Source organism: Streptomyces sp. NEAU-YJ-81, assembly GCF_017592595.1.
In the GTDB taxonomy this organism is placed as follows: domain Bacteria; phylum Actinomycetota; class Actinomycetes; order Streptomycetales; family Streptomycetaceae; genus Streptomyces; species Streptomyces hygroscopicus_B.
This window is the reverse complement of record NZ_JAGFNO010000027.1, coordinates 58,450-82,944: the sequence shown is the minus strand read 5'-3', so window position 1 is coordinate 82,944 and position 24,495 is coordinate 58,450. Positions and strand designations below refer to the sequence as shown.

The 24,495-nt window shown below is 70.4% G+C and carries 21 protein-coding genes; 7 read left to right on the top strand and 14 right to left on the bottom strand.

What is annotated here, in order from left to right:
* The first annotated feature begins 52 nt into the window (after nt 1–52).
* Nucleotides 53–1,339 carry a sensor histidine kinase gene (locus tag J5X86_RS38480; protein ID WP_208521297.1) on the top strand — a complete coding sequence of 429 codons (1,287 nt, stop codon included), beginning with the start codon at nt 53–55 and terminating at the stop codon, nt 1,337–1,339.
* Nucleotides 1,340–1,359: 20 nt separating this feature from the next.
* Nucleotides 1,360–2,085, top strand: coding sequence for a response regulator (locus J5X86_RS38475; RefSeq protein WP_374229334.1), 726 nt, complete (start codon nt 1,360–1,362; stop codon nt 2,083–2,085).
* Between the two features lie 32 nt (nt 2,086–2,117).
* On the opposite strand, the gene J5X86_RS38470 is transcribed toward J5X86_RS38475, so the two are convergent.
* A complete protein-coding gene (locus tag J5X86_RS38470) occupies nt 2,118–3,074 on the bottom strand; it encodes a LysR family transcriptional regulator (protein WP_243982544.1) in 957 nt (318 codons plus the stop codon).
* 202 nt (nt 3,075–3,276) lie between these two features.
* On the opposite strand from J5X86_RS38470, the gene J5X86_RS38465 reads away from it, so the two are divergent.
* Nucleotides 3,277–3,972: a type 1 glutamine amidotransferase domain-containing protein gene (locus J5X86_RS38465; protein WP_208521295.1), complete on the top strand. Its 696-nt coding sequence runs from the start codon at nt 3,277–3,279 to the stop codon at nt 3,970–3,972.
* 70 nt (nt 3,973–4,042) lie between these two features.
* Here J5X86_RS38465 and J5X86_RS38460 read toward each other — a convergent pair whose 3' ends face one another.
* On the bottom strand, nt 4,043–6,121 hold the full coding sequence (locus J5X86_RS38460) for a tetratricopeptide repeat protein (protein WP_208521294.1): 2,079 nt from the start codon (nt 6,119–6,121) through the stop codon (nt 4,043–4,045).
* A 154-nt stretch (nt 6,122–6,275) separates the two neighbouring features.
* Nucleotides 6,276–6,878, bottom strand: coding sequence for a TetR/AcrR family transcriptional regulator (locus J5X86_RS38455; protein WP_208521293.1), 603 nt, complete (start codon nt 6,876–6,878; stop codon nt 6,276–6,278).
* Between the two features lie 256 nt (nt 6,879–7,134).
* On the opposite strand from J5X86_RS38455, the gene J5X86_RS38450 reads away from it, so the two are divergent.
* A complete protein-coding gene (locus J5X86_RS38450) occupies nt 7,135–8,280 on the top strand; it encodes an NAD(P)/FAD-dependent oxidoreductase (RefSeq protein ID WP_208521292.1) in 1,146 nt (381 codons plus the stop codon).
* Nucleotides 8,281–8,409: 129 nt separating this feature from the next.
* Here J5X86_RS38450 and J5X86_RS38445 read toward each other — a convergent pair whose 3' ends face one another.
* Nucleotides 8,410–9,435, bottom strand: coding sequence for a LacI family DNA-binding transcriptional regulator (locus J5X86_RS38445; RefSeq protein ID WP_208521291.1), 1,026 nt, complete (start codon nt 9,433–9,435; stop codon nt 8,410–8,412).
* A gap of 245 nt (nt 9,436–9,680) precedes the next feature.
* Here J5X86_RS38445 and J5X86_RS38440 point away from each other — a divergent pair, with 245 nt between their 5' ends.
* Nucleotides 9,681–10,463, top strand: a complete 783-nt coding sequence (locus J5X86_RS38440; RefSeq protein ID WP_208521290.1) for a TIM barrel protein — start codon at nt 9,681–9,683, stop codon at nt 10,461–10,463.
* Nucleotides 10,464–10,643: 180 nt separating this feature from the next.
* Nucleotides 10,644–11,666 carry a Gfo/Idh/MocA family oxidoreductase gene (locus tag J5X86_RS38435; RefSeq protein WP_208521289.1) on the top strand — a complete coding sequence of 341 codons (1,023 nt, stop codon included), beginning with the start codon at nt 10,644–10,646 and terminating at the stop codon, nt 11,664–11,666.
* Nucleotides 11,667–11,670: 4 nt separating this feature from the next.
* Here J5X86_RS38435 and J5X86_RS38430 read toward each other — a convergent pair whose 3' ends face one another.
* From J5X86_RS38430 to J5X86_RS38390, 9 genes are read right to left on the bottom strand one after another with little or no spacing between them, the layout of a single operon-like run.
* Entirely contained in the window at nt 11,671–12,414 is a 744-nt protein-coding gene (locus tag J5X86_RS38430; RefSeq protein WP_208521288.1) for a trans-aconitate 2-methyltransferase, read from the bottom strand.
* 16 nt (nt 12,415–12,430) lie between these two features.
* A complete protein-coding gene (locus J5X86_RS38425; protein ID WP_208521287.1) occupies nt 12,431–13,684 on the bottom strand; it encodes an MFS transporter in 1,254 nt (417 codons plus the stop codon).
* Entirely contained in the window at nt 13,681–14,172 is a 492-nt protein-coding gene (locus tag J5X86_RS38420) for a pyridoxamine 5'-phosphate oxidase family protein (protein ID WP_208521286.1), read from the bottom strand. The genes J5X86_RS38425 and J5X86_RS38420 overlap by 4 nt, the downstream gene beginning before the upstream one ends.
* On the bottom strand, nt 14,169–15,389 hold the full coding sequence (locus J5X86_RS38415) for a PLP-dependent aminotransferase family protein (protein WP_208521285.1): 1,221 nt from the start codon (nt 15,387–15,389) through the stop codon (nt 14,169–14,171). Before J5X86_RS38415 ends, J5X86_RS38420 begins: the two co-directional genes overlap by 4 nt.
* Complete coding sequence (locus J5X86_RS38410; protein WP_208521284.1) at nt 15,386–17,143, bottom strand: non-ribosomal peptide synthetase; 1,758 nt, start codon at nt 17,141–17,143, stop codon at nt 15,386–15,388. Before J5X86_RS38410 ends, J5X86_RS38415 begins: the two co-directional genes overlap by 4 nt.
* Nucleotides 17,127–18,521, bottom strand: coding sequence for a condensation domain-containing protein (locus tag J5X86_RS38405; protein ID WP_208521283.1), 1,395 nt, complete (start codon nt 18,519–18,521; stop codon nt 17,127–17,129). The genes J5X86_RS38410 and J5X86_RS38405 overlap by 17 nt, the downstream gene beginning before the upstream one ends.
* A complete protein-coding gene (locus tag J5X86_RS38400) occupies nt 18,518–19,597 on the bottom strand; it encodes an LLM class flavin-dependent oxidoreductase (protein WP_308124847.1) in 1,080 nt (359 codons plus the stop codon). The genes J5X86_RS38405 and J5X86_RS38400 overlap by 4 nt, the downstream gene beginning before the upstream one ends.
* Nucleotides 19,587–20,300: a class II aldolase/adducin family protein gene (locus tag J5X86_RS38395; RefSeq protein ID WP_078638652.1), complete on the bottom strand. Its 714-nt coding sequence runs from the start codon at nt 20,298–20,300 to the stop codon at nt 19,587–19,589. The genes J5X86_RS38400 and J5X86_RS38395 overlap by 11 nt, the downstream gene beginning before the upstream one ends.
* 9 nt (nt 20,301–20,309) lie before the next feature.
* A complete protein-coding gene (locus J5X86_RS38390; RefSeq protein ID WP_243982543.1) occupies nt 20,310–21,641 on the bottom strand; it encodes an SUMF1/EgtB/PvdO family nonheme iron enzyme in 1,332 nt (443 codons plus the stop codon).
* Nucleotides 21,642–22,484: 843 nt separating this feature from the next.
* Between J5X86_RS38390 and J5X86_RS38385 the strand changes: the two genes are divergently transcribed.
* Nucleotides 22,485–23,582, top strand: coding sequence for a LacI family DNA-binding transcriptional regulator (locus J5X86_RS38385; RefSeq protein WP_078638650.1), 1,098 nt, complete (start codon nt 22,485–22,487; stop codon nt 23,580–23,582).
* Here J5X86_RS38385 and J5X86_RS38380 read toward each other — a convergent pair.
* Nucleotides 23,576–24,463 (bottom strand): carbohydrate ABC transporter permease, encoded by an 888-nt coding sequence (locus J5X86_RS38380; protein ID WP_374229337.1) that lies wholly within the window; start codon nt 24,461–24,463, stop codon nt 23,576–23,578. The genes J5X86_RS38385 and J5X86_RS38380 overlap by 7 nt on opposite strands.
* Nucleotides 24,464–24,495 lie beyond the last annotated feature (32 nt).

The window sequence follows — 24,495 nt, the reverse complement described above, 5'->3', positions numbered from 1 at the left end:
TCGGCCGAAAGTCTGATGTGGCGACGGCGGCCGGGCCGTAGCGTGACCTGCCATGATCTCCGAGTTCCGGTCCCGCTTCCGGTCCCGATTCCGTTTCCGGCACGCGTGGCTGGGCCTGGTCGGCGTCAGTCTGGTCGTCCTCGTGGTCCTGGAGGGGCTGAACGCGCCGAATCCGCCGATGGCCGCGGCGACGATGGTGTCCGGGGTGCTGTGCCTGGCCGCGTTCGCCGTGCCGGAACGCCTCTTCGCGCGCTACGCCATCGGCGCGGCGGCCGTCTCCTGCGCGCTGACCCTGGTGGAGGCGCAGCTCTCCCAGCGTCCTCCGAACACCCCGGGCCTGGTGGAGCTGGGTGTGCTGCTGCTGCTCATCACCCGCGCAGTGCGGCGCTGCCGGCCCCTGCGAGCGGCCGGTCCGGTCGCGGGATCCGCACTCGCCGCCGTGGTTCTTCCCCTGCGGATCGCGGTGTGGGACGGCAACCTCCTGAATCTGATCGCCGTCATCGCGGTCTGCGCCGTGCCGTTCATGGTGATGGTGGGGCTGTGCCTGCGCCTGTACGACACGCTGCGGGAGCGGGATCGCGAAGCCGTCCGGCAGGGCCAACGCCTTGAACACGCAAGGGAGTTGCACGATTTCGTGGCCCACCACGTGACGGCGATCGTCGCGCAGACCAAGGCCGCGCGCTTCACGGCCGCGGCCGGTCACACCCAGTCCCCGGAGGATCTGGACCGGATGCTCGCCCAGATCGAGCGGGCCGGATCCCAGGCGCTGGGGTCGATGCGCGCCATGGTCTCCAGCCTGCGGGACCACACCACCGCCTCCGCCGCGACCCGGCCCACGGGCGATCCGGCGGGGCTGCGCGGTCTGCGTGAGCTCACCGAGGAGTTCTCCGAGGTGGGGCCGCCCGCCGAGCTGACCCTAGCCACGGAACTCGCCGACCGGCCGCTGCCGCCCGGCATCATCACCACCGTCCACCGGGTGGTGCGGGAGTCGCTGACCAACGTGCGCAAGCACGCCATCGGGGTCGGCCGGGTCGAGGTGCGGATCGGTGTGCGGTCCGGTGCCCCGGAGCGGCTGGAGGCGTCGGTCGTCGACGACGGGCAGGGTGGCGCCTCGCCCGCCGCTGAGCGGTCGGTCGAGGGGAGCGGCTATGGTCTGGTCGGTCTGGCCGAGCGGGTCGAGAAGGTCAACGGGCGTATCACGGCAGGGCCGCGGGACGGCGGCGGCTGGCACGTCGTGGCGGTCCTCCCCCTGGACAAGGCGGACAAGGCGCTCACGGTGGACAGCGCGGACGCGGCGGCCTTGGGCAAGGCGGCCCCGAACGTGACCTCCCCCGGCTGACGGCCCGCGCGCCTGCGATCATGCGTGACATGACGATCCAGGTGCTCATCGCCGACGACCAGGAGATGGTCCGTGCCGCCTTCCGCATGATTCTGGACTCCCAACCTGACATGCGGGTGGTCGCCCAGGCGGCGACCGGTGTCGAGGCGGTCGAGCAGGCCCGGCGGCTGCGGCCCGACGTCTGCCTCCTGGACATCCGTATGCCCGAGCTGGATGGTCTGGAGGCCACCCGGCTCCTCGCCGGGCCCGATGTGCCGGACCCCCTCAACGTCCTCATCGCCACCACCTTTGACCTCGATGAGTACGTCTACCGGGCGCTGCGCAACGGCGCGTGCGGCTTTCTGCTCAAGGACGGCGCGCCCGGCCTGCTCACCGAAGCGGTGCGGGCCGCGGCCTCGGGCAACTCGCTGATCTCCCCGTCGGTGACCGTCCGCCTGCTCGCGCACATGGGGCCCCACCGCGACCGGTCGGCCCCCTCCGAGGCCCGTCCGGCCAGCCGGGGGAGGGGCGGGCGGGAGGATTTGATCGAGCCGCTGACCCAGCGTGAACGCGAGGTGGTCCGGCGGGTCGCCCGCGGCCGTACCAATGAGGAAGTTGCCGTCGATCTGCATGTCACCCTGTCCACGGTCAAGACCCACCTCGGCAACGTCCAGCGCAAACTGGCCGCCCGCAACCGCGTCGAGATCGCGGCCTGGGCCTGGGAGCACGGCATGGTGGACCAGTCCTCGCCGAGTGGCGGAGGGTGACCCGCCTTGCGGATTTCCCTGATGTGTGCGCGTTACCAGGTGCGGGCGGCGCGCTGAAGCCGCTCGCGGACCCGGGCCACGTCCGGGTTGGCGTCGGCCCCCGGCCGCTGTACGAGGAAGAGGGTGTTGAGCGGCGGCTCATCGGGCTCATGGAGCAGGACCAGCCCGCCGGACGTGAGTTCGTCCTGGCACAGGTAACGGGGGAGCACGCTGTAGCCCGCGCCCGCGGCGACGGCCGACACGGCCCCGCGCAGATCCGGCACGGTCACCGCGGCCTGCGCGGTGAGCCGCTTGCCGAAGACATTGCGCCAGTACCGGCGGGCGATGGGGAGGTCCTCCGCGTAGGTGATCAGCGGTACGTCACGGACGGCGGCACACGGCCCGTCGGCCGCCAGCCGCTCCCCGATGCGCCGGGCCCAGTCGGGCGAGGCGACCAGCACATAGTCCTCGTCCGCCAGCGGCAGCGAGGTCAGCGCGCGGCCGCCGGGGCGTCTGGTGGCGATCACGAGATCGTGGTGTCCCGCACGCAGCGCGTCCAGCAGCGGATCGGTCAGCCCCATCGTGATCCGCAGCCGCAGCCCCTCGGCGACCAGCGAGGCGAGTGCGGGCAGGGCGCGGGCGCACAACAACTCGGCCGGACCGGCCAGATGGACCGGGATGGCGTGTCCGGTGAGTACGGTGCTCCGGCCGCCGAGGGAGGCGAGGGCGTCGAGTGGCCCGGCGATCTGCCCGGCCAGATCGTGGGCGAGGTGAGTGGGTTCCGCACCGCGCGGCAGCCGGGTGAACAACTCGCGCCCGGTCTGCTGCTCCAGGGTGCGGATCTGGGCGGTGACAGTCGGTTGAGAGAGTCCGAGCAGCGGCGCCGCGGCGGTGAACGAGCCGGAGCGGTAGACGGCCAGAAAGGTGCGCAGCAGATTCAGATCGGCGTGCGGAGGTGTCCGCCCACCGCCGATGACGAGGTCGCCGTCCTGGTATGTTCCGTCCTCCATGCCGCCCAGCATAGAGAGGCGTACGGCTCTTCCTCCCATCGGAATCCCGATGCCGACGATCGACTCACCTATTGGCATTTCGATGCCCAGTGGATCTACCTTCGAGCACGCCGCCAGGACGGCGGCGACACATGGGGGCGGCAGCGCCCCAGGAGATCCCAGCGATCACACGTACGGCGGGTGATCGCATCGAGGAGTGAGCATGGCGAAGATCCTGTTCGTGATGACCGGTGCCGACCAGTGGACACTGGCCGACGGTACCAAGCACCCCACCGGCTACTGGGCCGATGAGGCCGTTGCCCCCTATGAGGCGTTCAAGGCCGCGGGCCACGAGATCACCGTGGCCACCCCGGGCGGTGTCGTCCCGCCCGTCGACGCCGCCAGCCTCAGCCCCGAGGCCAACGGCGGCCCGGAGAACGCCGCCAGGATCAGGAGCGTCGCCGAGACCGCCGCCGAATTCCGCGCCCCCATCGCGCTGAGCGAGGTGCGCCTGGACGAATACGACGCCGTCCACGTCCCCGGTGGCCACGGCCCCATGGAGGACCTCGCGGTCGACGCCGACTCGGGCCGGATCCTCACCCAGGCGGTACGGAGCGGTACGCCGGTGAGCGTGGTCTGCCACGGCCCGGCGGCGTTGCTGGCGGCGGTCACCGAGGACGGCACCCACGCCTACGCCGGCTACCGGATCACCGCCTTCACCAATGAGGAGGAGACGATGGCCGGCAACGCCGACAAGGCCAAGTGGCTTTTGCAGGACCGCCTGACCGAGGCGGGCCTGACGGTGCGGGTCGGTGAGCCCTTCGCACCGCATGTGGAAGTCGACCGCAATGTGATCACCGGCCAGAACCCGGCCTCCTCCGGCCCGCTCGCGGACGAACTGCTCAAGCAGCTCGGCTGACCTCTCATCCCTTTTCCCCGTCCACCGCACCGGTGGACGGGCCGTCGACAGCGGGGTCGCCCCTATTGGCTCAGCCGCACATGCCCTCGGACGCACGGCGGCGCACCGCCCTGGCCTCGGTTGTCTGCGGATGGGCGCCGCCGAAGGCGTGCTCACAGGCTCGGATGGCGTCGTCGCAGAGACTTCGCACGTCGGCCCAGGTGAGTCTGTCCGGTCGAGTGGGGGTGACCGTGCGCCCCAGCCACTTCACCACCGGGGCCGGAAACATCCCGACGCCTCGTGTGCGCTGCCTGTCGCCTCGCTGGCGAGAGGCGACGATCTCGGCCGTCACCTCGGCATGCGCCAGGCGGATGAGCGCGTCCGTCTCCGGGCTGTCCTGGTCGAGCCGAAGCCGCGCGGCGCAGGGGATCACATCGTGCACCAGCCCCAGTGCCTCTTCCCACCGATGTTGGCGCGCGACCGCTTGGGCTCGGTGCATCTGGGCGAGCATGCGTCCCGGATGCTCCGCCCCCTGGGTTCTCCAGAGTAGCCCTACGGCGGCTTGCAGCAGCCTCTCGCTCTCGGGGTACCGCCGCAGGCCGTAGAGAGCGTTGCCCAGGGCGTGCTGAACTCTGGCGGCGAAACCGAGCACGTCGCATTGGGTCTGGGAGAGATCTCGGGTGAACGGGCCTTCGGCGTCGTTGGTAAGAACGTCCCTCATGCTGGGGCCGGTTCGCCCGGCCAGTGATAGCCCGTGTTCGGCGGCGTCCTTCTCCGCCATGGCGAGAACCCCGCGGAGCACGACTTCGGCTTCGCCGAAGTCCCCCCGTCCGCTGTGGAGTTGGCCGAGTGCGAGGTCGTCCTTGAGGTCACCCTGGCCGCTCATCACCAGCTGGACGGCGAGGGGCAGCCCGTCTTCGTAGCGGCCGCGCGCCAGGTACGCGTCCCGCACTCGGCGCGCGGCCGCGATGGACCGTGCCGGATCGCCGTCGCGGTGCCACAGCAGGGCCAGTACGTGCGGCGCCAGGAGGGGTAGGCCGGAGTCGTCCGGGGGCGCCGCCACGGCGTGATCGAGAAGCGCCCCCGCATACGTGCACAGGCGGGCACGTTCGTCGGGCGTTTGGCATGCGGCGTCCACCGGCGTTGCGGCGCCCGCCCTGATACAGGACACCATGGGTCCGCCGGGTTCCCCGGATGCCGTGACGGGCTCGACGGTGAACTCACTTATCTCCTCTGCCACCCGGTCAGCGGAGAGCTCCGGTATGCCGACGGCCGAGATTGCCGCCGGGGAGAGCACATACAGCGGCAGCGGTGCGTCCGCGAAGCATGACAACAGGTGTCGGAGCGACAATGACGTTCCGCTCCGGGGAGAGCCGGGAAGATCACCCCGGTCCGAAGAGGGAAGCGCTGCCCGGCTGAGTGGGGCAGACGGCGCTTGGGGCGGTGACAGGTGCCGTATCACGGCGACCGCGGCTGCCGCGGCATGGGCGGCGGCGCGAGGCTGGTGCTCGGTGTCAGCCTCCGCGTATTTGTTGCCATCGGCCATGTCGCTGATGCCACGGACGGTCAGGGCCTCGACACGGCCGATCTGGGCGGCATGCGCCATTCCGGCGCTCTCCATCTCAATGGCCACGGCGTCGTTGTAGTGCGTCCGCAGCTGCTGGCGCAGTACGGAGGTGGCGGAGTTGAGCACGACGTCGCCGGCCGCGATGGGCTTGAAGTGTACGCGTGGGTGCCGCTGGCCGTCGGTGTCGCCCGGTGCAGACTCCGTGTGCCATGACTGGCCACGCAGTGCGTGCCGGGCCGACTGCACCAGCTCATGTGAACCGGCCCAGCCCTCCGGACGGGCCAGGAATCCTTCGGGGGCGTCCTTGCCACCGTGAACGGAATGCACCCGAGTGGCGACGACGACATCACCGAGTGCCAGGTCGTCTTTGAGCGCGCCCGCGACGCCCACGAACAGGAGCGCTCTGGGCGAGAAGAGCTGGCGGGCCTGCTCGGTGACGACGGCGGCCGAGTCATTGCCCGCTCCGACCTCCGCCAGCGCCGTCCGCCATGCGGTCCCGGCGAGCGTGCCCACTTCGAAGACGGTGCCGGTCTCATGGCGGACGAAGTCCCGTTCCCTGAGGTACGCCCGCACCGCCTCATACTCCAGGCCCAGTGCAGTCAAGATCACTACTGTGTCGCTCAACCGCGCTCTCTCCAGTGATCGAGGGACATTCCCGGGCACTCTATCGCCGTGTCGCCGCAGCGTCCCGGGGAGCCATCCGCGAGTACCCGCGCAAGCGCGGCATCCGCGCGGTGATTCCCGTCCCCGTGGACGCCTAGGCGCTATGGGGCGCGGACGACTTGGCCGGCGGTTGCCAGCCCTTCGTGAGGATGCCGAAGATGGCGTCGACGGCGGCTCGGCGGTCCTGTTGACCGCGGGCCAGGGCCGGGATCTCGAGTACGAATCGGGCAAGAGCCACACATGAGAGGTCGTCGTGGTCGACGCCGAGCTCGTCGGCGATGGCTGCGCTGAGGCTGTCGGTGTGCCGGGTCCACATGCGTTCGGCGTATGCGCGGAGTGCCGGCGTGGAGTCCACCAGGTTGGTGAACTCGGCCATCCGCGGATGCGCCGTGATCGGCAGCCAGGCGTCCAGGACGTGCTGCCGGAGGGCATCGAGGATGCTCTGACCGGCGGCCCGCTGTCGCACCGCCGCGATCACTTCCGACTCCCGGTCCTGCTCCCGGTCGAATACCAGCGCTTCCTTGCCGGTGAAGTGCTTGAACACCGTAGTGGTCGACACATCGGCCGCGTCGGCGATGTCACGGATGCTCACCTGGTCGTAGCCGCGTTCCAGGAAGAGCTGCAGCGCGGCGTCGGCGATCGCCTGGCGGGTGGCCGCCTTCTTGCGTTCGCGGCGGCCGACGGGGGGCTCGGTCATGGCTTGAGCATATCCGATAGTTGCATCGAGAGCTAAGTGGACTCGTTGCACTTTTCTACTGGGTCTGCTTTTCTGGGGTCTGCGAGAACCCGAGCGGCACCGCTTCCTCGGCATGCTCCTCGTCCGCACCGCATCGCTGGTCGCCGTCCTGTGCATCAAGAAGGCCCGGTGCGAGGCATGTCCGAGGCTGAGGGTGATGCCGGAACGCCCGGCCCTGCTCGCCCCATGCCCCTCTTCGCCGGTGAAAGGAACCACCATGACCTCCCCAGAGCCCGCCCACGCCCGCATCAGCGTCATCGGCGCCGGGCCCGGCGGCCTGACCTGCGCCCGCATCCTCCAGCAGCGCGGAATAGCGGTCACCGTCTACGACCGCGACTCGGGCCCCGGCGTGCGCAACCAGGGCGGCACCCTCGACCTGCACGCGGACAACGGCCAGATCGCCCTGCGCGAAGCGGGCCTGCTCGAGGAGTTCTTCAAGCTGGCCCGCCCGGAAGGGCAGGAAATGCGCAAGATCGACCCGGCCGGCACGATGACGTTTCATCACGTCCCGGAGGCCGACGAACTGTTCAAGCCGGAAATCGACCGCGGCCAGCTGCGCACCCTGCTGCTGGACTCCTTGCAGCCGGGAACCGTGCAGTGGGGCCGTGCCCTCGACAGGGTCAGCGGGCCCGCCGATGGGCCGCGGCAGTTGTCCTTCGCCGACGGCACGACCATCGAGACCGATCTGGTCATCGGCGCCGACGGCGCCTCTTCCCGGGTGCGCCCGGCCGTGTCCCCAGCCGTCCCCGAGTACACCGGGGTGAGCTTTGTGGAGGCGTGGTTCTCCGACGTGGAGAACCGGCACCCCGACATCGCCGAGCTGGTCGGCTCGGGCAGCGCGGGCGCGGCCGACGGCGAGCGTGGCCTCTTCGCCCAGCGCAACAGCGGAGACCACATCCGCGTCTACATCATCCGGCGAGCCCCGGTCGACTGGCTCGCCATGAGCGGCCTGACCGCCGACGACACCGACGGCATCCGCGCCCTGCTCCTCGACGAGTACGCCCACTGGTCGCCCCGCATGCGCCAGATGATCACCACCAACGACGGCCCCTACGTCGACCGCCCGCTCTTCGCCCTCCCGGTCCCGCACACCTGGGAGCACAACCCGACGGTGACCCTGCTGGGCGACGCCGCCCACCTCATGCCTCCGCTCGGTGTCGGCGTCAACCTCGCCATGCTCGACGCGAGCGAACTCGCCCTCGCCCTCGCGAACGCGGCCACCGTCGATGACGCCATCCGCGTCTACGAGAAGACCATGCTCCCCCGCTCCATCGAGATGGCCAAGGCCCTCGAAGGCGCCGCCGAGCACCTGCTGTCCGCCGACGTACCCGACTTCGGCAACGACAACGGCCCCCGGTCCTGAGCGCCCCGCCCCGCGAGGACGGCACCACCGAAACCCTGTCGAGCGACCGCGTCCGGGACGCTCACCACAGGCCGGAGGGAGGCAGGCGCGGCGAGGAAGGCAACAGCGAAACGCCCTAGTCGTCGCGTATCAGGCGGGCCCGGCCGTCGTGCCCCGGATGACGAGGTGCGGATCGACCACCGCTTCCCCGGTGGGCGTCCGCTCGCCCTCCAGGCGGGCGATGGCCCGGCCGACGGCGAGTTCGGCGAGGCGGGGGATGTCCTGGCCGACGGTGGTGAGGTTGATATGGGCCAGGCGCGCCAGATGGCTGTCGTCGAAGCCGATGACGGAGACCTCGCCGGGGACGGAGACCCGGGCGCGGAGGAAGGTGTCCAGGACACCGGTGGCGGAGCGGTCGTTGAAGGCGAGGACGGCCGTGGGCAGGGGAGTGGCATCGAGGAGGGCGTGGGCGCCCGCGGCGCCGTCCTCCTCGGTGAGCCCGCCGGGCAGCACATGGACGCGGTCGGCGAGGCCGTGGCGGCTCATGGCGGTGCGGTAGCCACGGCGTCGGTCGGCGGCGCCGGGTGCCCTGCCGCCGTCGATATGGGCGATGTCGCGGTGGCCGAGGGCCACCAGGTGGTCCACGGCCTGGCGGGCGCCCTCGTCATCCGCGGTCCGCACCACCTCCACGCCCGGGGCGGTCCCGCGCAGCCGGCGGGCCACGGAGACGACCGGGAGCTGTCCGGCGAGTTCCGCCAGCCGCGCGGCCGGGGCCTGCGGGCCGAGCAGGATCAGGGCCTCGCAGCGGTCGGCGAGCAGGGCGTCGGTCGCCCGTTGTTCGCCACGGCCGGCGGCCACGGCGCTCAGCGCGATCTGGTACCCGGCGGGCTCGGCCACCGCGTAGATGCCCTCCAGCAGATCGGAGTGGAAGGGGTGCTGGAGGCCGAACTGCACCCCGAGGAGATGGGACCGGTGGCTGCGCAGCAGCCGGGCCCGGGCGTCCGGCCGGTATCCGATCTCCTGTGCCGCCTCGAGGACCCGCTCACGGGTGGCGGCGCCGGCGCCCTTGGCGTCCCGCATCACGATGGAGACCAGCGCCGTGGACACGCCTGCCCGCGCCGCCACGTCCGCGAGGGTGGGGCGCTTCCCATGGGGGACGGCCGGCGTCGGTGGCACCACTGGTCTCCCTGGTCGAGGTGTCGTCTTCGGTCGGGGGCGGTCGGGGTTTCGCCTTCCGGGCGACGATCGTAGCCCAGGGCGCGATGCGCGGCGCCCGGGTTCTATAACGTTCTAGTCATTCGGTCGTCGGCCCTTGACAGGGGTGGCCGGTGGCTGGCGTACTGCTGCTCGTTCCCTAGAACGTTCTAGTAGCTGGAACGTTCTAGTTTCTGCCGAGGTCGTCGTAGAGAGGGCGAGCAGCGATGTACACATTGGCGGTCTGCGCCGAGATGGTCTTCCGGGATCTGCCGGTCCAGGAACGGGCGCGGCGTATTCACGACGCCGGCTTCCAGGTCGAGATCTGGGACTGGAGCCGACACGATCTGGCCGCCCTGGAGCGGACCGGCGCGGTCTTCTCCTCGATGACCGGCTATCTCCGCGGCAGCCTGACGGACGAGGACGGGGCGGCCGAACTCCTGCGCACCGCCGAGGAGTCGGTCAAAGTGGCCGAACGGCTCGGCTGCCCCCGGCTCAATCTGCACGGCACCGGGCTGGACGGCGAGGGCCTGCCGGTGGTGCCGGTGGCGGGCCCGGCCACCGGCCCGATGTGGATCGCCGCCCATCGCACCCTCACCCGCCTCGCCGAACTGGGTGAGCGCGCCGGGGTCACCTTCACCCTGGAGAACCTCAACACCGCCGTCGACCACCCCGGCGTGCCGTTCGCGACGGCCGCCGACACCCTGGCGCTGGTTCAGGCGGTGGACCGGCCGGGCCTGCGGATGAATCTGGACCTGTACCACGCGCAGATCGGCGAGGGAAACCTGACCGAGCTGGTCCGAAGGGCCCACGGCCGGGGCCTGATCGGCGAGATCCAGGTGGCCGACGTACCCGGCCGTCGCGAGCCGGGAACCGGGGAGATCAACTACCCGGCCCTCGCCCAAACCCTCGTCGACCTCGGCTACGAGGGCACCGTGGCCATGGAGGCATGGGCCTCCGGTGACAGCGACCTCGCCCTGGAGCGCTTCCGCTCCGCCTTCACCCGCTGACGGCGCGATGGCCTTGGCCGGCGGCCGCGACGCCGTACCGCCCTGTTCTCACCCGTTCTCACCCGTTCTCGCCTACGGAACCACGGAACCTACGGAACCACGGAACCTACGGAACCACGGAACCTACGGAACCACGGAACCTACGGAACAACGCACTCACGGAATCTACGGAGCATCCGCATGACCACGCGACACCCTCTCCCCGTCGGTCTCATCGGCGCCGGCCGCATGGGCTCCTTCCACGCCGAGACCCTCGCCCGCCGCCTCCCCGGCGTCCGTCTCGCGGCCATCGCCGACCCGGCCCCGGGCGCCGCCCAGGGGCTCGGCGACCGGGTGGGCGGCACCACGGCGTACACCGAGATAGCCGAACTGCTCGCCGACCCCGGGATCGAGGCGGTGGTCATCGCCACCCCGGCCCGCACCCACGCCGGGCTGGTCGAGGCGGCGGCCCGGGCGGGCAAGGCCGTCTACTGCGAGAAGCCCATGGCCGTCACCCTCGATGAGGCGGACCGCGCCATCGCGGCCGCCGCCCACGCGGGCGTCCCCCTCCAGGTGGGCTTCAACCGCCGCTACGACACCGGCTTCCGCACCGCCCACGAGAAGATCCGCGCAGGCGCCATCGGCACCCCGCAGCTGCTGCGTTCGCTCACCCGCGACCCCAAGCTGGCCGACCCGGGCCGCATCCCGCCGTGGACCATCTTCCTGGAGACCCTCATCCACGACTTCGACACCCTGCGCTACCTCAACCCCGGCGCCGCGCCCGTCGAGGTCTTCGCGTTCGCCGACGCCCTGGTCCGCCCCGACTTCAAGGACCGCGGACTGCTCGACACCGCCGTGGTCACCATCCGCTTCGACAACGGGGCCCTCGCCACCGCCGAGGCGAACTTCCAGGCGGTGTACGGATACGACGTCCGCGGTGAGGTCTTCGGCTCGGCCGGCATGCTCACCATGGGCGACATCCGCCGCAGCCATCTGACCGCCTACGGCCCGGACGGCCTCACCGCCGCATGCGTCACCTACGACCAGGATCTCTTCCACGACGCCTACGTCGCCGAACTCGCCGACTTCGCCGAGTGCGTGCGCACCGGACGTGCCCCCTCCGTCACCGGACAGGACGCCCGCGCCGCCCTGTCCGTCGCGCTCGCGGCCATCCAGTCGGTCACCACCAACGGACCCGTCCGGGTCGGCGACACCGTGGCGTAGGCCCTCACACCGCCTCGGCGGGCTTCCGGTAGACCACGACATACCCGCCCTCCGCGGTGAAGGGCGCCCGCGACCAGCCGTCCCAGCGCCCTTCCAGCCGGAGGCCCGCCAGCCGTGCCATCAGGTCCAGCTCGGTGGGCCATGCGTAGCGGAACACCATGGGGTACAGCTTCGTCCCGCCCTCGGTGATGGCGACGTACTGCCGGTTGACCGTCTGCGTCACCCGGTCGAACTTCGAGACCCGCAGGACCACCTGGTCGAGTGCCACATGAAGGGCGTCACTGGTCTGCGGCTGGATCAGCCGATGCGGATCGGGGACGAAGAGCTGGAGGACGAAGGCGCCACCGGGGGCCAGCCGCGCGGCCACGTTCTGGAAGCAGCGGATCTGGGTCTCCTGGTCGCGCAGCAGGAAGAACGTGTGCTGGACGGCGTAGACGAGGTCGAAGGTCCCGTCGACGGCGGCCTCCGCGAAGTCGCCCTGGACGGCCCGCACCTGTGCGCTGCCCGGCTTATCGGCCATCTGCTGGAGCATGACGGGGGAGGCGTCGATGCCGGTGACCCGCACCCCCCGCTCCGCCAGCGGCAGGGCGACCCGCCCGGTGCCCACCCCGAGCTCCAGCGCATGGCCGGGCTTGGCCACGTCCACGAGGAACCCCACCGCCGCGTCCTCGTCCTTCGCGGCCGGCCAGCCGATGGCGTCGTGGTCGGTCATGTGGTCGCCGTAGGTCGACGATTCGTATCCCTGCACGTGCGCACTCCTCTGGCTATGCGACTCGGCGCGGGCCCAGCAGGCCCTTGGCGGCGAACGGAACGAGAACGAGGGTGAATGCCGCGGAGAGCAGCAGTCCGCCGCGCGCGCCGAGCGCGCTCACCAGCGGGCCGCTGAGCGGCAGGCCGATCGGGGCCGCCAGCGTCGAGCCGGTGGTCCAGAGCGTGATCACCGGCTGCTGCTCATGGGGCGGGAGCTCCGACTGCACAAAGGTGTAGGCGATGGGTGTGAACGGGGCGTAGATGAGTCCGCCCAGGGCGAAGGCGCACATCGCGACCGGCCCGGAGGGGGCCAGGGCGAGCAGCACCACCGAACCGCCCCACAGCGCGATGACCGCCACCAGGACGGCCTGCTGGTGCAGTTTCCGCAGGAAACCGGTGAGCGCCCCGCCGATCAGCGCCCCGGCGCCGAAGGCGGTCCAGATGATGCCCAGTGTGTTTCCGTCCCCGTGGAGATCTCCGTTGACCAGTACGGGAAGCGCCACTTCCACCGGCATATAGGACAGATTGAAGAAGAAGACCACGAAGAACAGGCGGGCGGCCACGGGACGCAGCCGCAGGATCCGCCACCCGGACTCCGTCGACCGCTCCGCCCGGGGCGCTCTCGGCTGTGGCGGCACGACGAGCGCGACGGCCCCGAACAGCAAGAGGAAGCTGAGCGCTTCGAGGAGGACGGCCACGTCCGCTCCGAACGCGACCGTGACCGCGCCACCGACCGCCGGCCCTATGACATAGAGCGCCAGGCTGTTGGCGAAGCCCAGCAGTCCGTTGACGGTGAAGAGCTCGCCCTTCCCGGCCATACCGGTGGCGACGAGGCGCCGGCTGCTGGACGCCGTCTGATGCAGGACGGACCCGAGGAGCAGCGCCACCACCAGGAACCGGATGTCGATCCGGTCGGCCATGGCGGCGAGGCCCACCACCGTGAAGAGGACGGTGCGCAGCGCGCTGTCGGTGATGACCACGGCCCGGGTGGGCAGTCGCAGCCGTCCCAGGCCGATGCTGAGGGCGAGCACGGTCGACAGCACATACGGTGCGGTCATCACCAGGCCGACCGCCACGGGGGCGGAGAGCTGCCCGTGGTGGCGTATGGCCAGCAACGGCAGGGCGATCAGCAGGATGCCATCGCCCACGCTGGAGATCACATAACCGGCGAGCAGTACGGCCAGGCGCGGGTTCCCCGTCAGCACCTGGCGGTAGGACCGGTGGCCGGCGGCCCCGTCCGCCGTCTCGTCCGTGGTGTCCGTGGTCATGGGCGGTCCATTCGCGCTTCGTGGGGCGGGCGGAAGGACAGGTCCGCGATCCACAGGGTGTCGGGCACCAGCAGGGCCCAGCGGGTGCCCCGGGCGGACGGGTCGTCGCGCAGGCTGAACCGGGCGTCCCACAGCTTCTCCCGCTCGCCCAGGTACCGGGTGAGCTTGCGGCGGCCCCGGTCCGTGTCGAAGTTCACCACCCGGCCGTGGCCACGGGCGATGACCTGGTGAACGGTGCCGGTCGCGAGGTCGCACGAGTCCACCACGAGTTCGAAGACCGGGGCGCGGTCCAGTCGCTCCTCCAGCCGGGCCCAGGGGCCCGTGAGCACCCAGAAGGCGTGGTCCTCCCACAGGAACCACACGGGCCGCACCCGTGGGCCCTCGGTGGCCAACCGGGCCACCAGGGGCCGGGCCAGGAACGCGTCCACGTCGAACGGGGCCTTGTCGAGGCCCGCGAAGGTTCCGTCGTCGTCCCTGGTGAGCTTCATGAGCGGGGTCCCTTGCGCAGGGTCCGCCATGCCCGTTCCAGCCGGGCGACGCCTTCGACGATGTCCTCGGCACGGGTGCAGGAGAAGGACAGCCGGAGGGTGGACGGGTCAGGCCCGGTCGCGTAGAAATCGGTCCCCGGTACGAAGGAGACACCTTCCTCGACCGCGGCGGCCAGCAGTTCGGTGGCGTCGGCGCCCCCGGGAAGCCTCGCCCAGACGAAGAAGCCACCGTGGGGCACCTCGAACTCCAAAGCCCCCTCGAAGGAGCCGGCCAAGGCGCTCACCAGTGCGTCGCGGCGCTTGCGATAGAGATGACGGGAGCGCTCCAGCCGGGTGGCCAGAAAGCCGGGCTCCTGGACGAGCTCATGCACCACCTGCTGCATGAGAAGCGAATTCCCCAGGTCGGCCGCCTGTTTGAACTTCATCAGCACATCGGTGAGAAAAGGTGGGACGACCAGATGGCCCAGGCGCGCCGCGGGGAAGAGCACCTTGGAGAAGGTACCCATCCGTACGGCGCCGGCCACGGCGGAGGTCGCGGCGGCCGGCCGGGGCGCGACGGTGTCGTAGCCGAGATCCCGGTATGGGTCGTCCTCGACGAGGACGCAGCCGTACCGCTGGGCGAGGGCGGCCAGGCGGCGCCGGTGCGCGGTGTCCAGGGTGGCGCCCGTCGGATTGGCGAAGGTGGGTACCACATAGATGATTTTGGCCCGGTCCTCCACCGACAGCGCCGCTTCGAGCCGGTCGAGACCCTCGTCCGACCCCAGGGGAACGTCCACCACCCGGGCCTGGAAGAGACGGAAGACCTGCAGCGCTCCCACATAGCTGGGCCGGTCCACGAAGACCACGTCCCCGGGATCGAGCAGCGCCTTGCACAGCAGGTCGAGGCCCTGTTGTGAGCCATGGGTGAGAAGCACCTGCCCCGCGTCGACCGGACGGCCGAGCTCGGCGGACTCCCGGGCCGCGATCCACGACCGGAGCTCGGGCAGCCCGCTCGCGTCGCCGTACCGCAGCGGCAGGCCGCCCTGGCTCAGCAGGCGGGTGGTGGCGTCGGTGAACTCCTGGTGGCAGTAGGTCTCCGGCGCCGGGCTGCCGGCCGCCAGAGCGATCACATCGTGGCCGTCGGTCAGCCGGAGCACGGCGCCGACGGCGGAGTCCGCGAGCTGGTCCGTACGGCTCGCCAGAGCCGGAAGCCTGCTGGGCGCGTCCGTGAAGGTCACCGGGGCTCCTCCCCGCCGTCGCTGGCGGCCGTACAGATCCGGCGCGGGGTCCGCTGACGGAAGATGAGGGTGTAGGGGACGTCGATGCCGTGCCGTTCCAGGAGGGACTGCCGCACCCGGGCGACACCCATGGAGTCCCCGCCCAAGCCGAAGAAGTCGTCGTGGGCGCCGATGTCCGCGCGGCCGAGGACTTCCCGGAAGACGTCGATGACCTGCTGCTCGGTCTCGTCCCGCGCCGTGGCCCGACGACCGCGGAACACGATGTCCGCCGTGGGTTCCGGGAGCCGGCCGCGGTCCACCTTCCCGCTGGACAGCAGCGGCAGGGAGGTGAGGCGCACCAGGACGCCGGGCACCATCTGAGGGGGCAGCCGCCTGGCGACCGCGTCGATCACCTCATCGGGGGCCGGCCGGTCGTCGTCCACGACCAGATACCCCACCAGCCGTGGCCGCTCCCCGTCGTGGACACGGATCGAGACCGCGGCCCCGGTGACCCCGGGCGAGGCGAGCAGCGCGGCCTCGACGGCCGCGAGGTCGACGCGGACACCGCCGACCTTCGGGTCGTCGTTCAGCCGGCGGACGAATTCCACCCGCCCCTTCTCATCGACGCGCACCAGATCACCGGTGCGGTACAGGCGCCGCCCGCCGCCGTGGAACGGATCGGGTACGAAGCGCCGTGCGGTCTGTTCCGGGTCGCCGAGGTAGCCGCGGGCCAGTCCGACACCGCCGATGAACAGCTCCCCGACCTCCCCGTCGGGCACCGGGGCCAGTGCGTCGTCGAGCACATGGACCCGGGTACCGCGGATCGGACGGCCCACCGAGGGGAGACGTCCGGTGGAACCCTCGGAGGGGCCGAGCCGGGCCGCGAGGCGGACGCTGGACGCCTCGGTGACACCGTAGGAGTTGACGACCTCGAAGGGCAGCCCGCGGGGCCAGACCCTCAGTTGCTCACCGCCCGTCACCAGCAGACGCAGCGGGCAGTTGGCCGGCCAGGGGACGCCGAAGAGCCGTTCCGCGAGCCCGGTCACCACGATGCTCCAGGTCACCCCCTGGTCCAGCAGCCAGTCACGGAGCGCCCCCGGCTCGCGGACGGCGCCTTCCTCGGAGACGGCGATGGCGGCGCCCGCGGTCAGCGGAGTCCACAACTCCCATCGTGAGATGGCGAATCCAGGGGAGGCCAGCCAACCGCTGCGGTCCTCGGGGCGGATCGAGAAGGCGTCATGGGACCACAGCGCCTCGTTCACGATGCCCGCGTGGGTGAGGGCCACCGCCTTGGGACTGCCGGTCGAGCCCGAGGTGAAGTAGACGCAGGCGACGGCGCCGTCCTCGCCCTCCGGAGCCGGGGGCAGACCGGCGAGTGGCTGGTCCACGGGGGGATCCGCGACCTCGCTGATGGTCAGTCCCGGACCCACTGTCAGTCGCACCCCGGCGATCCGCAGCATGTCCGCGATCCGGGCCGGGGGCAGATCCGTCGCCAGTGGCACACAGACGCCACCGGCCTTCCACACGGCGAGCGCGGCGATCACGTGCTCGGCGGAGCGTGGCGCGCTGACCCCGATGGTCATGTCGCGGGCCGCGCCCCGCGCCACTAGGGCCTGGGCCAAGTCCTCCGCGCGCCCGTCGAGTTGGCGGTAGCTGAGGACGGTGTCGCCCTCGATCAGCGCCGGGCGGTCCGGCCACCGTAGTGCGGCGTCGCGCACCAGGTCGTGGGTGCGGGCCGGACGGCCGTGCCCGGGCTGGTCAGCGGCCGCTGTCATGCCACACCTCCCCGATCCGCGTCTGGGGGTCCTTGAGCATGTGTTCCAGGTTCTGGCAGTGGCGGTCGACGTAGCGCTGTGCGCCGCTCGGGGTGAAGGCCGCGCGGTTGTACGTCATCTCGCCCTCCAGCCCGGTCGGGCCGGCGTAGAGGGTGGGCACCACGTTCTGGCCGTAGACATGCGCGTACCGATCGCCGTCCAGCTCGATGGGATAGCAGGTCTCCCTGGTGAACTCGAAGGGACGGACCTCGGCGTCGCCGATGCGCTCCGGCGGGCCCAGGTCGGCGTTGAGGACGCTGCCGCGCACCCACACGTGGTACAGCGCCCTCGCCGGCCAGGGCCGTCTGGCCGTGAAGTCCGGGTCGATCGCGTCGGCGATGCGCAGATACGGCAACTGGTTGTCGTAGGCGTCGAGCGTGGTGTCCCTGACGTGTTCCAGAAGCTCGCCGAAGGTGTGCTCGGGGCGCACCTCGATCGGCAGCAGCACCAGATCGGCGAAGTGCCCGACCGTATGCGGATCCGGTTTGAGCTCCAGACGGGTCAGCGTGGATCCGACCACGACGCGCCGCGCCCCGCAGAGGTCCGCGAGGGCGGCCACATAGGCCGCGAGATGAATCAGATAGGGGGTGACGCCCGCCCGGCCGCGGAGCGCGGCGAGGGCCTCGGAATCGGCCTCGGCCCGGAACGGCGTCGTCTCCCGCAGAAAGACCGGCGGTGGGGCCGCGGGGTAGTCGGTGCGGACGTCGAGCGGGGCGGGCAGGGGGCTGAGCACCCGGCGCCAGTGCTCCAGACGCCGGTCGGCGTCCGCGGGCGGCCGGGCGGCCCGCCGGACGAAGTCGCGGTACTGCTCCTGCCGTGCCGGAGGGGCGACTCCCTCGTACGCCTCGGCCAGGTGCCGGACGACCGTCTGCACCGAGGGGGCGTCCAGCATCAGATGGGCGGCGGACAGGACCAGCACATGCTCCGTGCGGGAGCGGCGCACCAGCGTCGCCCGCCACAGCGGGCCCCGGACATAGTCGAAGACGCGGTGCTCCTCGGCGCCGGCCACCAGCTCGCAGTAGGTGTCCTGATCCTCCGGTGGCACGCCGGAGAGATCCACCAGGGCGAGGCGGGGCGGGTGCGAGTCCTCCGCGTCCTGGACGTGGGTGCGGGGTGCGGTGCCCAGGTCGCTGAGGCTGGTGCGCAGCGCCTCGTGCCGTCGGCGGACATCGGCCAGTGCCCGTTCGAGCCGCCCGGTGTCCAGGGGGCCGCGCAACGTGAACGCCAGACAGACATTGGTCCTGGTCATCGCCGCGTCGTCCGGGTTCATGAAGCGCATGCTCTCCCAGATCCACTCCTGCTGCGGACTGAGCGGAACCGGATCGCCGGACGCGGTCATACGCCCTCCATGAGCTCGGGCAGCACTCGCTCCCCGAGCAGCCGCACCGCCCGCATGGCCTCGGTGTGCGAGACGGACCCGAACCGCAGCTGCAGGCTCAGTTCGGCACCGGGGTAGAGCTTGCCGATGCGGCGGATGGTGGCGGCGGTCTCGGCCACCCCGCCCACGATGATGTTGTCGGCGGCCATCAGACCGGCCACCGTGGTCGTGCGAGCCGCCTGTTCCATGCGCTCATAGCCCTGATACTGATCCGAGGTGATGCCGCTCCAACTCCCGTAAGCCTCAAGCTGTTTGGTTCGATACGCGGCGTAGTGCTCCTCAGCTCGCGCCACCGCCTCGTGCTGGCTCTCCGCCACATAGCAGTGGTAGCTGACATGCAGTCGGAAGTCGGGGGAGTGGCCGTGCTCGATCCGGGTGGCGCGGTACAGATCGAGAAGCCCGGTGAGCTTCTCATGGCTGGCCACCACCGGGATGATCATGAGGTGGTACCCCTTGGAGGCGGCCCAGGTGAAGGTCTCCGGAGAGGTGGTGGCGGCGATGAACACCGGTGGCCGGGGCCGCTGTGCGGGGCGGGGCAGCATCGCGGACAGCGGGCCGAAGCGGTGGAAGCGGCCCTCCCAGCGGAAGCCCTCGTCCGTCCACAGCCGCTCGACGGCCTCGACGTTCTCCTCCAGCAGGGCCCGGCTGTCGGCCATGTCCACCCCGAACGCCTCGAACTCCGAGGGCAGGAACGCCCGGCCGAACCCGGCGTCGAGGCGGCCGTGCGAGAGGTTGTCGAGGACCGACAGTGAAGCGGCCAGCTTGATGGGGTGGGTGAACGCGGGGGTGACCGCCCCGGTCACCAGCCGTACGCGGGTGGTCCGCCGGGCGATGGCCGACAGCAGCGCCACCGGGTCCGGACTGTATCCGCCCCACTCGTGGAAGTGGTGCTCGACCAGCTTCACATGGCTGAAGGAGAGCCGGTCGGCCAGCTCGCTGAGCTCGATGATCTCGTCGTAGAACCGCTCGGCCGGCATATCGCCGGGGCCCACGGTGGGCAGGAAGTTGAGCCCGACCTTCATGGTGTCACTTCCCACGCCGGCAGGTCGTCTCGTACAGATTCCGGTACTGCCGGTCGGCGAATTCGAGCTTGGCCAGCGCGCGTCCGGTCTCCAGGGCCGTCTCGTGCGGGATCAGCCGCGGTGTGCCGACGGCCTCGGCCATCAGCTGGGACGCGGCGGCCCGTTCCATGACGATGAACAGCCAGATCGCCTCGCCCAGGGAGCGGCCCCCGGCCAGGAAGCCATGATTCTGCATGATCACGGCAGTGCCGTCGCCCATGGCCTCGATGACCTCCTTGCCCTCCTGGCGCGCGTTGACCAGACCGGTGAACCGGTCGTACAGGCCGTGCCGCCGGTAGAGGACGCAGGCGTCCTGAGTGATCGGATCGAGCAGTCGGCCCAGGGACGACCAGGTCTTGCCGTACATCGAGTGGGTATGGGCGAAGGCCACCAGGTCCGGCCGGTTGCGATGCAGTTCACCATGGAGCGGGTCCACCGAGGGATTGAGCTCGCCCGAGCCCTCCAGGACGGTGCCCTGCGCCCCGACGAGGAGCAGATCGTCGACCCTCACATGGTGGAAGTCCAGACCGAAGGGATTGACCCAGTAGGCATCCGGGTCCTCCGGGTCGCGCACGCTCACATGGCCCGCGATGCCCTCGCTGTAGCCCAGCTCCGCGAGCAGATGGATCCCCTCCACCAGAGACTGCCGCAGCACATCGCGCTCGCCTCGGTCCGGCATGGTGCAACCTCACTTTCCAGAAGCGTCGTATACGCAGCGAAAGCCGACTTCGTTGTGCCGGTCGGTGAGCAGGTCCTTACCTCGGTAGAAGGTCGACAGGCAGACCGGAGGCGAGGTCCACGTCCCACCGCGCAGCACATGGAAAGCCTCGGGACGGTTCATGAATTCCTGCCCCGAACGCCCCTTGAAGAAGGGGGCCATATCGGCCCGGGTGAAGAAATTGGTGCGAGTGAGCTCCCAGACGTTCCCCGCCATGTTGAGGACGCCGTAGGGGCTCGCGCCGGCCGGATGGGAGTCGGCCGCTGCCACCGGGCGCTCGGGCCAGGAGACGGTGGTGGTGACGAGCAGCTCCTCCAGTTCCGCGAGATTCCGGATGTCGTCGCGGCCGTATGCCGTGAAGACGCTTTGTGCCTTGTCATCGCTCCATTCGTCGCCCCATGGATAGATCCGGCCGTCGGTTCCACGGGCGGCCTTCTCCCATTCGTTCTCCGAGGGCAGCCTGCCTCCGGCCCAGCGGGCGAACGCGTACGCGTCGTACCAGTCGACCCCGACCACCGGGAAGTCCGGCCCGTTGAACCGAGGATCGTGCCAGTGCGCCGGGGTGTAGTCCTTGCCGTCGGGCTCATCGGGGTGGGCGAACTCCCTGGAGCCACCCACCGCGTCGAGGAATTCCGCGTACCGGGCGTTGGCCACCGTGGTCCGGTCGATGTAATACGCGGGAAGTTCCTCGACGCGCAGCGGATTGTCGGTGTTGTCCATCTGGAAGGGGCCGATGTCGTTCACCCGGGCCCCGGCGATGAAGGGCCCGGCCGGAATCAGCATGGCATCGCGCAGGTCCGGTTCGCGTCTGGCGGAGTCCACCGTGGCCCGCAGCCGGGCGAAGTGGCGGTCCTCCAGCTCGCGGAGCTCGTCCGGATCGGTGGAGTCGAAGAAGTCGAGTAGGGCGCGCTTGGTGAAGGCGGCACCGCAGCCCACGGGTTTGCGGGCGTAGGCGGGCTTGGTGAAGTTGCTGGGCCAGCCGGAGATGCGGATCATGTGGGCCACCGCCTCCGGGACCCGGTGCTCTCCGGCGACCTTGATGGCGGTGAAGGCCACCCAGTCGACATCGTCGTGGATCGCCTCGGTGATCGCCGCCCGTGCCTCGGGTGCGTCGACGAACCGGGCGGCGAGGGTCTCCACGGCGAGGCGCCTGACGTTCCAGTCCCGGTGCCCGACCGCCCACTCGGCCAGTTCCTTCAGTGAGAGGTCGCCGTCGGCGGCATCGGTCAGCGCCTTTTCTATCCGCTGGATCCGATCGCGATACTCCTGGCCCTGAAGGGAGTTTATCGATTCCTCGTTCAAGAGTCCGTGCAGCATTGTCCCACCCACCCTCGTACACACTGCCCTGACGGGGTGCCGGGCGAATACGGAGATCCGCCCGGCGCCCCTTACCTACCGGTCGCGACGATTACCACTTCGTCGCGGCCTCGCCCGCCTCGCGGGAAGCCAGGAAGTCCTCGGCAGTCATTGTCAGTCACCTCCATTCGCTCGCCGGTCGGAGTTTTTCAAGCCACGCGCACAGCGTGGCCACTCATGGGCGCCCGAGGGCGCGATGACGAGAAGGTCTCCCGTTTCAGAGATTCCTGAGTGAGATGCTTACCGGCCGTGATCGCACCGGGCCGGGATCTTGTCACTGACAGGCGCTGTGGGTCAGCAGCGCACCGTGCTCATCTGCATCTTCGAAAGAGTCCGAGGGGATCGGACCCCCAGGAAATCAGTGGCACTACACTTCCTCCGTTGCGTGACGTCCAGCATCCGCTCGGGGAGTCGCATGTACACCTCACGGCACTATAGGCATCCGTCACCTCTGCCACAACGGATGCGAGCCAAAAAGCTTTTCGGCTTTATGGAATCTTGGTACTCAAGCTGAATTGAGTATTCCATTCCGGTTGTGTTTCGATCTTCGCGTCGGCCCGCGGTCGCCGAGGTAAGAGGTCTGGATGACCTGGCCCTCGAGGCAGGGCGCTCTTCGAGAGAATCGCCATATTCTGGCTATATGGAACGACGTCGGCGGCCCGTGGTCCGTGCGGCACCCGTCCTCCGAGGGGCACCCTTCTCCCGAGGGGGCGGCCGTCGCCTGACGGGACGGGGCCCGGGTGGTGCCCGCCGGTGCGGCCCACCACCGTCACGCTCTAGGATCGGTCGGTGACCGCCGTGAAACAGCAGACCACCAGGGATCAAGCGGCACCGGGGCGGAAGCGCTCGGACGGTGCCGGCCGGAGCGCCACCGTCAAGGACGTGGCGACGCTCGCCGGGGTCTCCCCGAAGACCGTGTCGAATGTGATCAACGGCTTTGTGCATGTGTCCCCGGCGACCCGGGAGCGGGTCCAGCGGGCCATCCGGGAGCTCGGCTACCGGCCCAACCGGGTGGCCCGCAACCTCCGCCGCGGCAGCACCGGCATGATCGGGCTGGTCCTGCCCGAGCTGGACGTCCCCTACTTCGCCGAATTGGGACGCCACTTCCTCACCACGGCCGAGGAGCACGGCCGCACCCTGCTGATCGAGCAGACCCTCGGTGACCGTGAGCGGGAGGCGGCGGTGATCCACGGGCTGGGCGACCAGGTCGTGGACGGCATGGTGGTGAGCCCGCTCGCGCTGCACGGCAGCGCGCTCGCGAACCACCTCGGCACCGTGCCGCTCGTGCTCATCGGCGAACGCCCCAGCGGCGGCCTCGCCGACCATGTGGTGATCGACAACGTCGCCGCCGCGCAGCAGGCCGTGCGCCATCTGGTGGCCGGCGGGCGCCGCCGGATCGCCGCCATCGGGGTGCAGCCCGAGCCGTACATCGGCACACCGCTGCTGCGCAGGACCGGCTACCGCCAGGCGCTGGAGGAGGCCGGGCTGCCGCTGGACCCCCGGCTGGAGCGGGAGACCCCCCGCTACCACCTGGCCGAGGGCGCCCGGGCGATGGCGGCCCTGCTCGACCAGGCCGAACCGCCGGACGCCGTGTTCTGCTTCAACGACGCGCTCGCCCTCGGCGCACTGCGCACCCTGTACGAGCGCGGGCTACGGGTGCCGGACGACATGGCCGTGATGGGCTTCGACGACATCGAGGCCGCGCGGTACAGCACCCCGAGCCTGAGCAGCGTGGCACCGGACAAGACCGCCATCGCCCGGCACGCCATCGATCTGCTGCTGGAGCGGATCGAGGCACCGGACCGCCCGCCCCAGGAGGTCGTCGTCGGGCATACCCTCCACGCCCGCGAGTCCACCGAGGGCGGTGTCGCCCGGACCGCTCACTGACCTCCCAGACCCGTGGTGGCCACGGACCTCACGATCTGGCGCTGGAACAGCATGAAGACGATCAGCAGCGGGATGGAGCCGAGGATCGAGGCGGCCGACTCCTGGGCGTTCCGCAGCCCCGTGGAGTCCTTCACGGTCGACAACCCCACTGGCAGCGTCATGAGCTGCGGATCGCTTGTGCTGATGAACGGCCAGAGGAAGTTGTTCCAGGTGTTGATGAAGACGAATATCGCCACGGCCGCCAGGATCGGCCGGGACAGCGGCAGCACCACACTCCAGAACACCCGGAAGCTGCCCGCCCCATCGATCCGGGCCGCCTCCTCCAGCTCACGCGGAATGCCATCGAAGAACTTCTTCAGGATGAACACCATCGCGGGCGCCACCACCTGCGGCAGGATCACCGCCGCGTAGGTGTCGACGAGGTTCATCGCGAGCATCTGCCGGAAGAGCGGCACGATCAGGATCTGTGGCGGCACCATGATCGAGGCGATGGTGACGGCGAAGAGCACGCGGCGACCGCGGAAGAGCGTACGCGAGAAGGCGTACGCCGCCATCGCCGAGATCGTCACGGTGATCGCCGTGACGCATACGGCGATCACGACGCTGTTCACCGCCCACACCGGGAGATTGCCCTGACCGAGGATGGTCCGGTAGGCGTCGAGGGTGAAGCCCGCCTTGGGGATCCAGTCGGCGCCCGACGCGCTCGCATCGACCTCCGTCTTGAACGAGGTGTCCACGCCCCAGCCGAACGGCACCAGCCAGACCACCGTCATCAGCGCCAGCGCCAGCAGCGTCAGCACACGGGGGAGAGGACCCGTTCCGAGCGTGGGGTGCCAGGCATGGCCGCCGTAGCGACGCCGCCGGACCACCTCCCGGGGCATGGTCGAGCGGGGCTTTCCGGGGGTACGGGGGG

Excerpts from the sequence above, each read along its gene's own strand:
- J5X86_RS38405 (WP_208521283.1), bottom strand. The coding sequence starts at position 18,521 with ATGACCGCGTCCGGCGATCCGGTTCCGCTCAGTCCGCAGCAGGAGTGG.
- J5X86_RS38470 (WP_243982544.1), bottom strand. The coding sequence starts at position 3,074 with ATGGAGGACGGAACATACCAGGACGGCGACCTCGTCATCGGCGGTGGG.
- J5X86_RS38435 (WP_208521289.1), top strand. The coding sequence starts at position 10,644 with ATGACCACGCGACACCCTCTCCCCGTCGGTCTCATCGGCGCCGGCCGC.
- J5X86_RS38480 (WP_208521297.1), top strand. The coding sequence starts at position 53 with ATGATCTCCGAGTTCCGGTCCCGCTTCCGGTCCCGATTCCGTTTCCGG.
- J5X86_RS38410 (WP_208521284.1), bottom strand. The coding sequence starts at position 17,143 with ATGACAGCGGCCGCTGACCAGCCCGGGCACGGCCGTCCGGCCCGCACC.
- J5X86_RS38455 (WP_208521293.1), bottom strand. The coding sequence starts at position 6,878 with ATGACCGAGCCCCCCGTCGGCCGCCGCGAACGCAAGAAGGCGGCCACC.
- J5X86_RS38475 (WP_374229334.1), top strand. The coding sequence starts at position 1,360 with ATGCGTGACATGACGATCCAGGTGCTCATCGCCGACGACCAGGAGATG.
- J5X86_RS38440 (WP_208521290.1), top strand. The coding sequence starts at position 9,681 with ATGTACACATTGGCGGTCTGCGCCGAGATGGTCTTCCGGGATCTGCCG.
- J5X86_RS38380 (WP_374229337.1), bottom strand. The coding sequence starts at position 24,463 with ATGCCCCGGGAGGTGGTCCGGCGGCGTCGCTACGGCGGCCATGCCTGG.
- J5X86_RS38450 (WP_208521292.1), top strand. The coding sequence starts at position 7,135 with ATGACCTCCCCAGAGCCCGCCCACGCCCGCATCAGCGTCATCGGCGCC.
- J5X86_RS38420 (WP_208521286.1), bottom strand. The coding sequence starts at position 14,172 with ATGAAGCTCACCAGGGACGACGACGGAACCTTCGCGGGCCTCGACAAG.
- J5X86_RS38425 (WP_208521287.1), bottom strand. The coding sequence starts at position 13,684 with ATGACCACGGACACCACGGACGAGACGGCGGACGGGGCCGCCGGCCAC.
- J5X86_RS38465 (WP_208521295.1), top strand. The coding sequence starts at position 3,277 with ATGGCGAAGATCCTGTTCGTGATGACCGGTGCCGACCAGTGGACACTG.
- J5X86_RS38395 (WP_078638652.1), bottom strand. The coding sequence starts at position 20,300 with ATGCCGGACCGAGGCGAGCGCGATGTGCTGCGGCAGTCTCTGGTGGAG.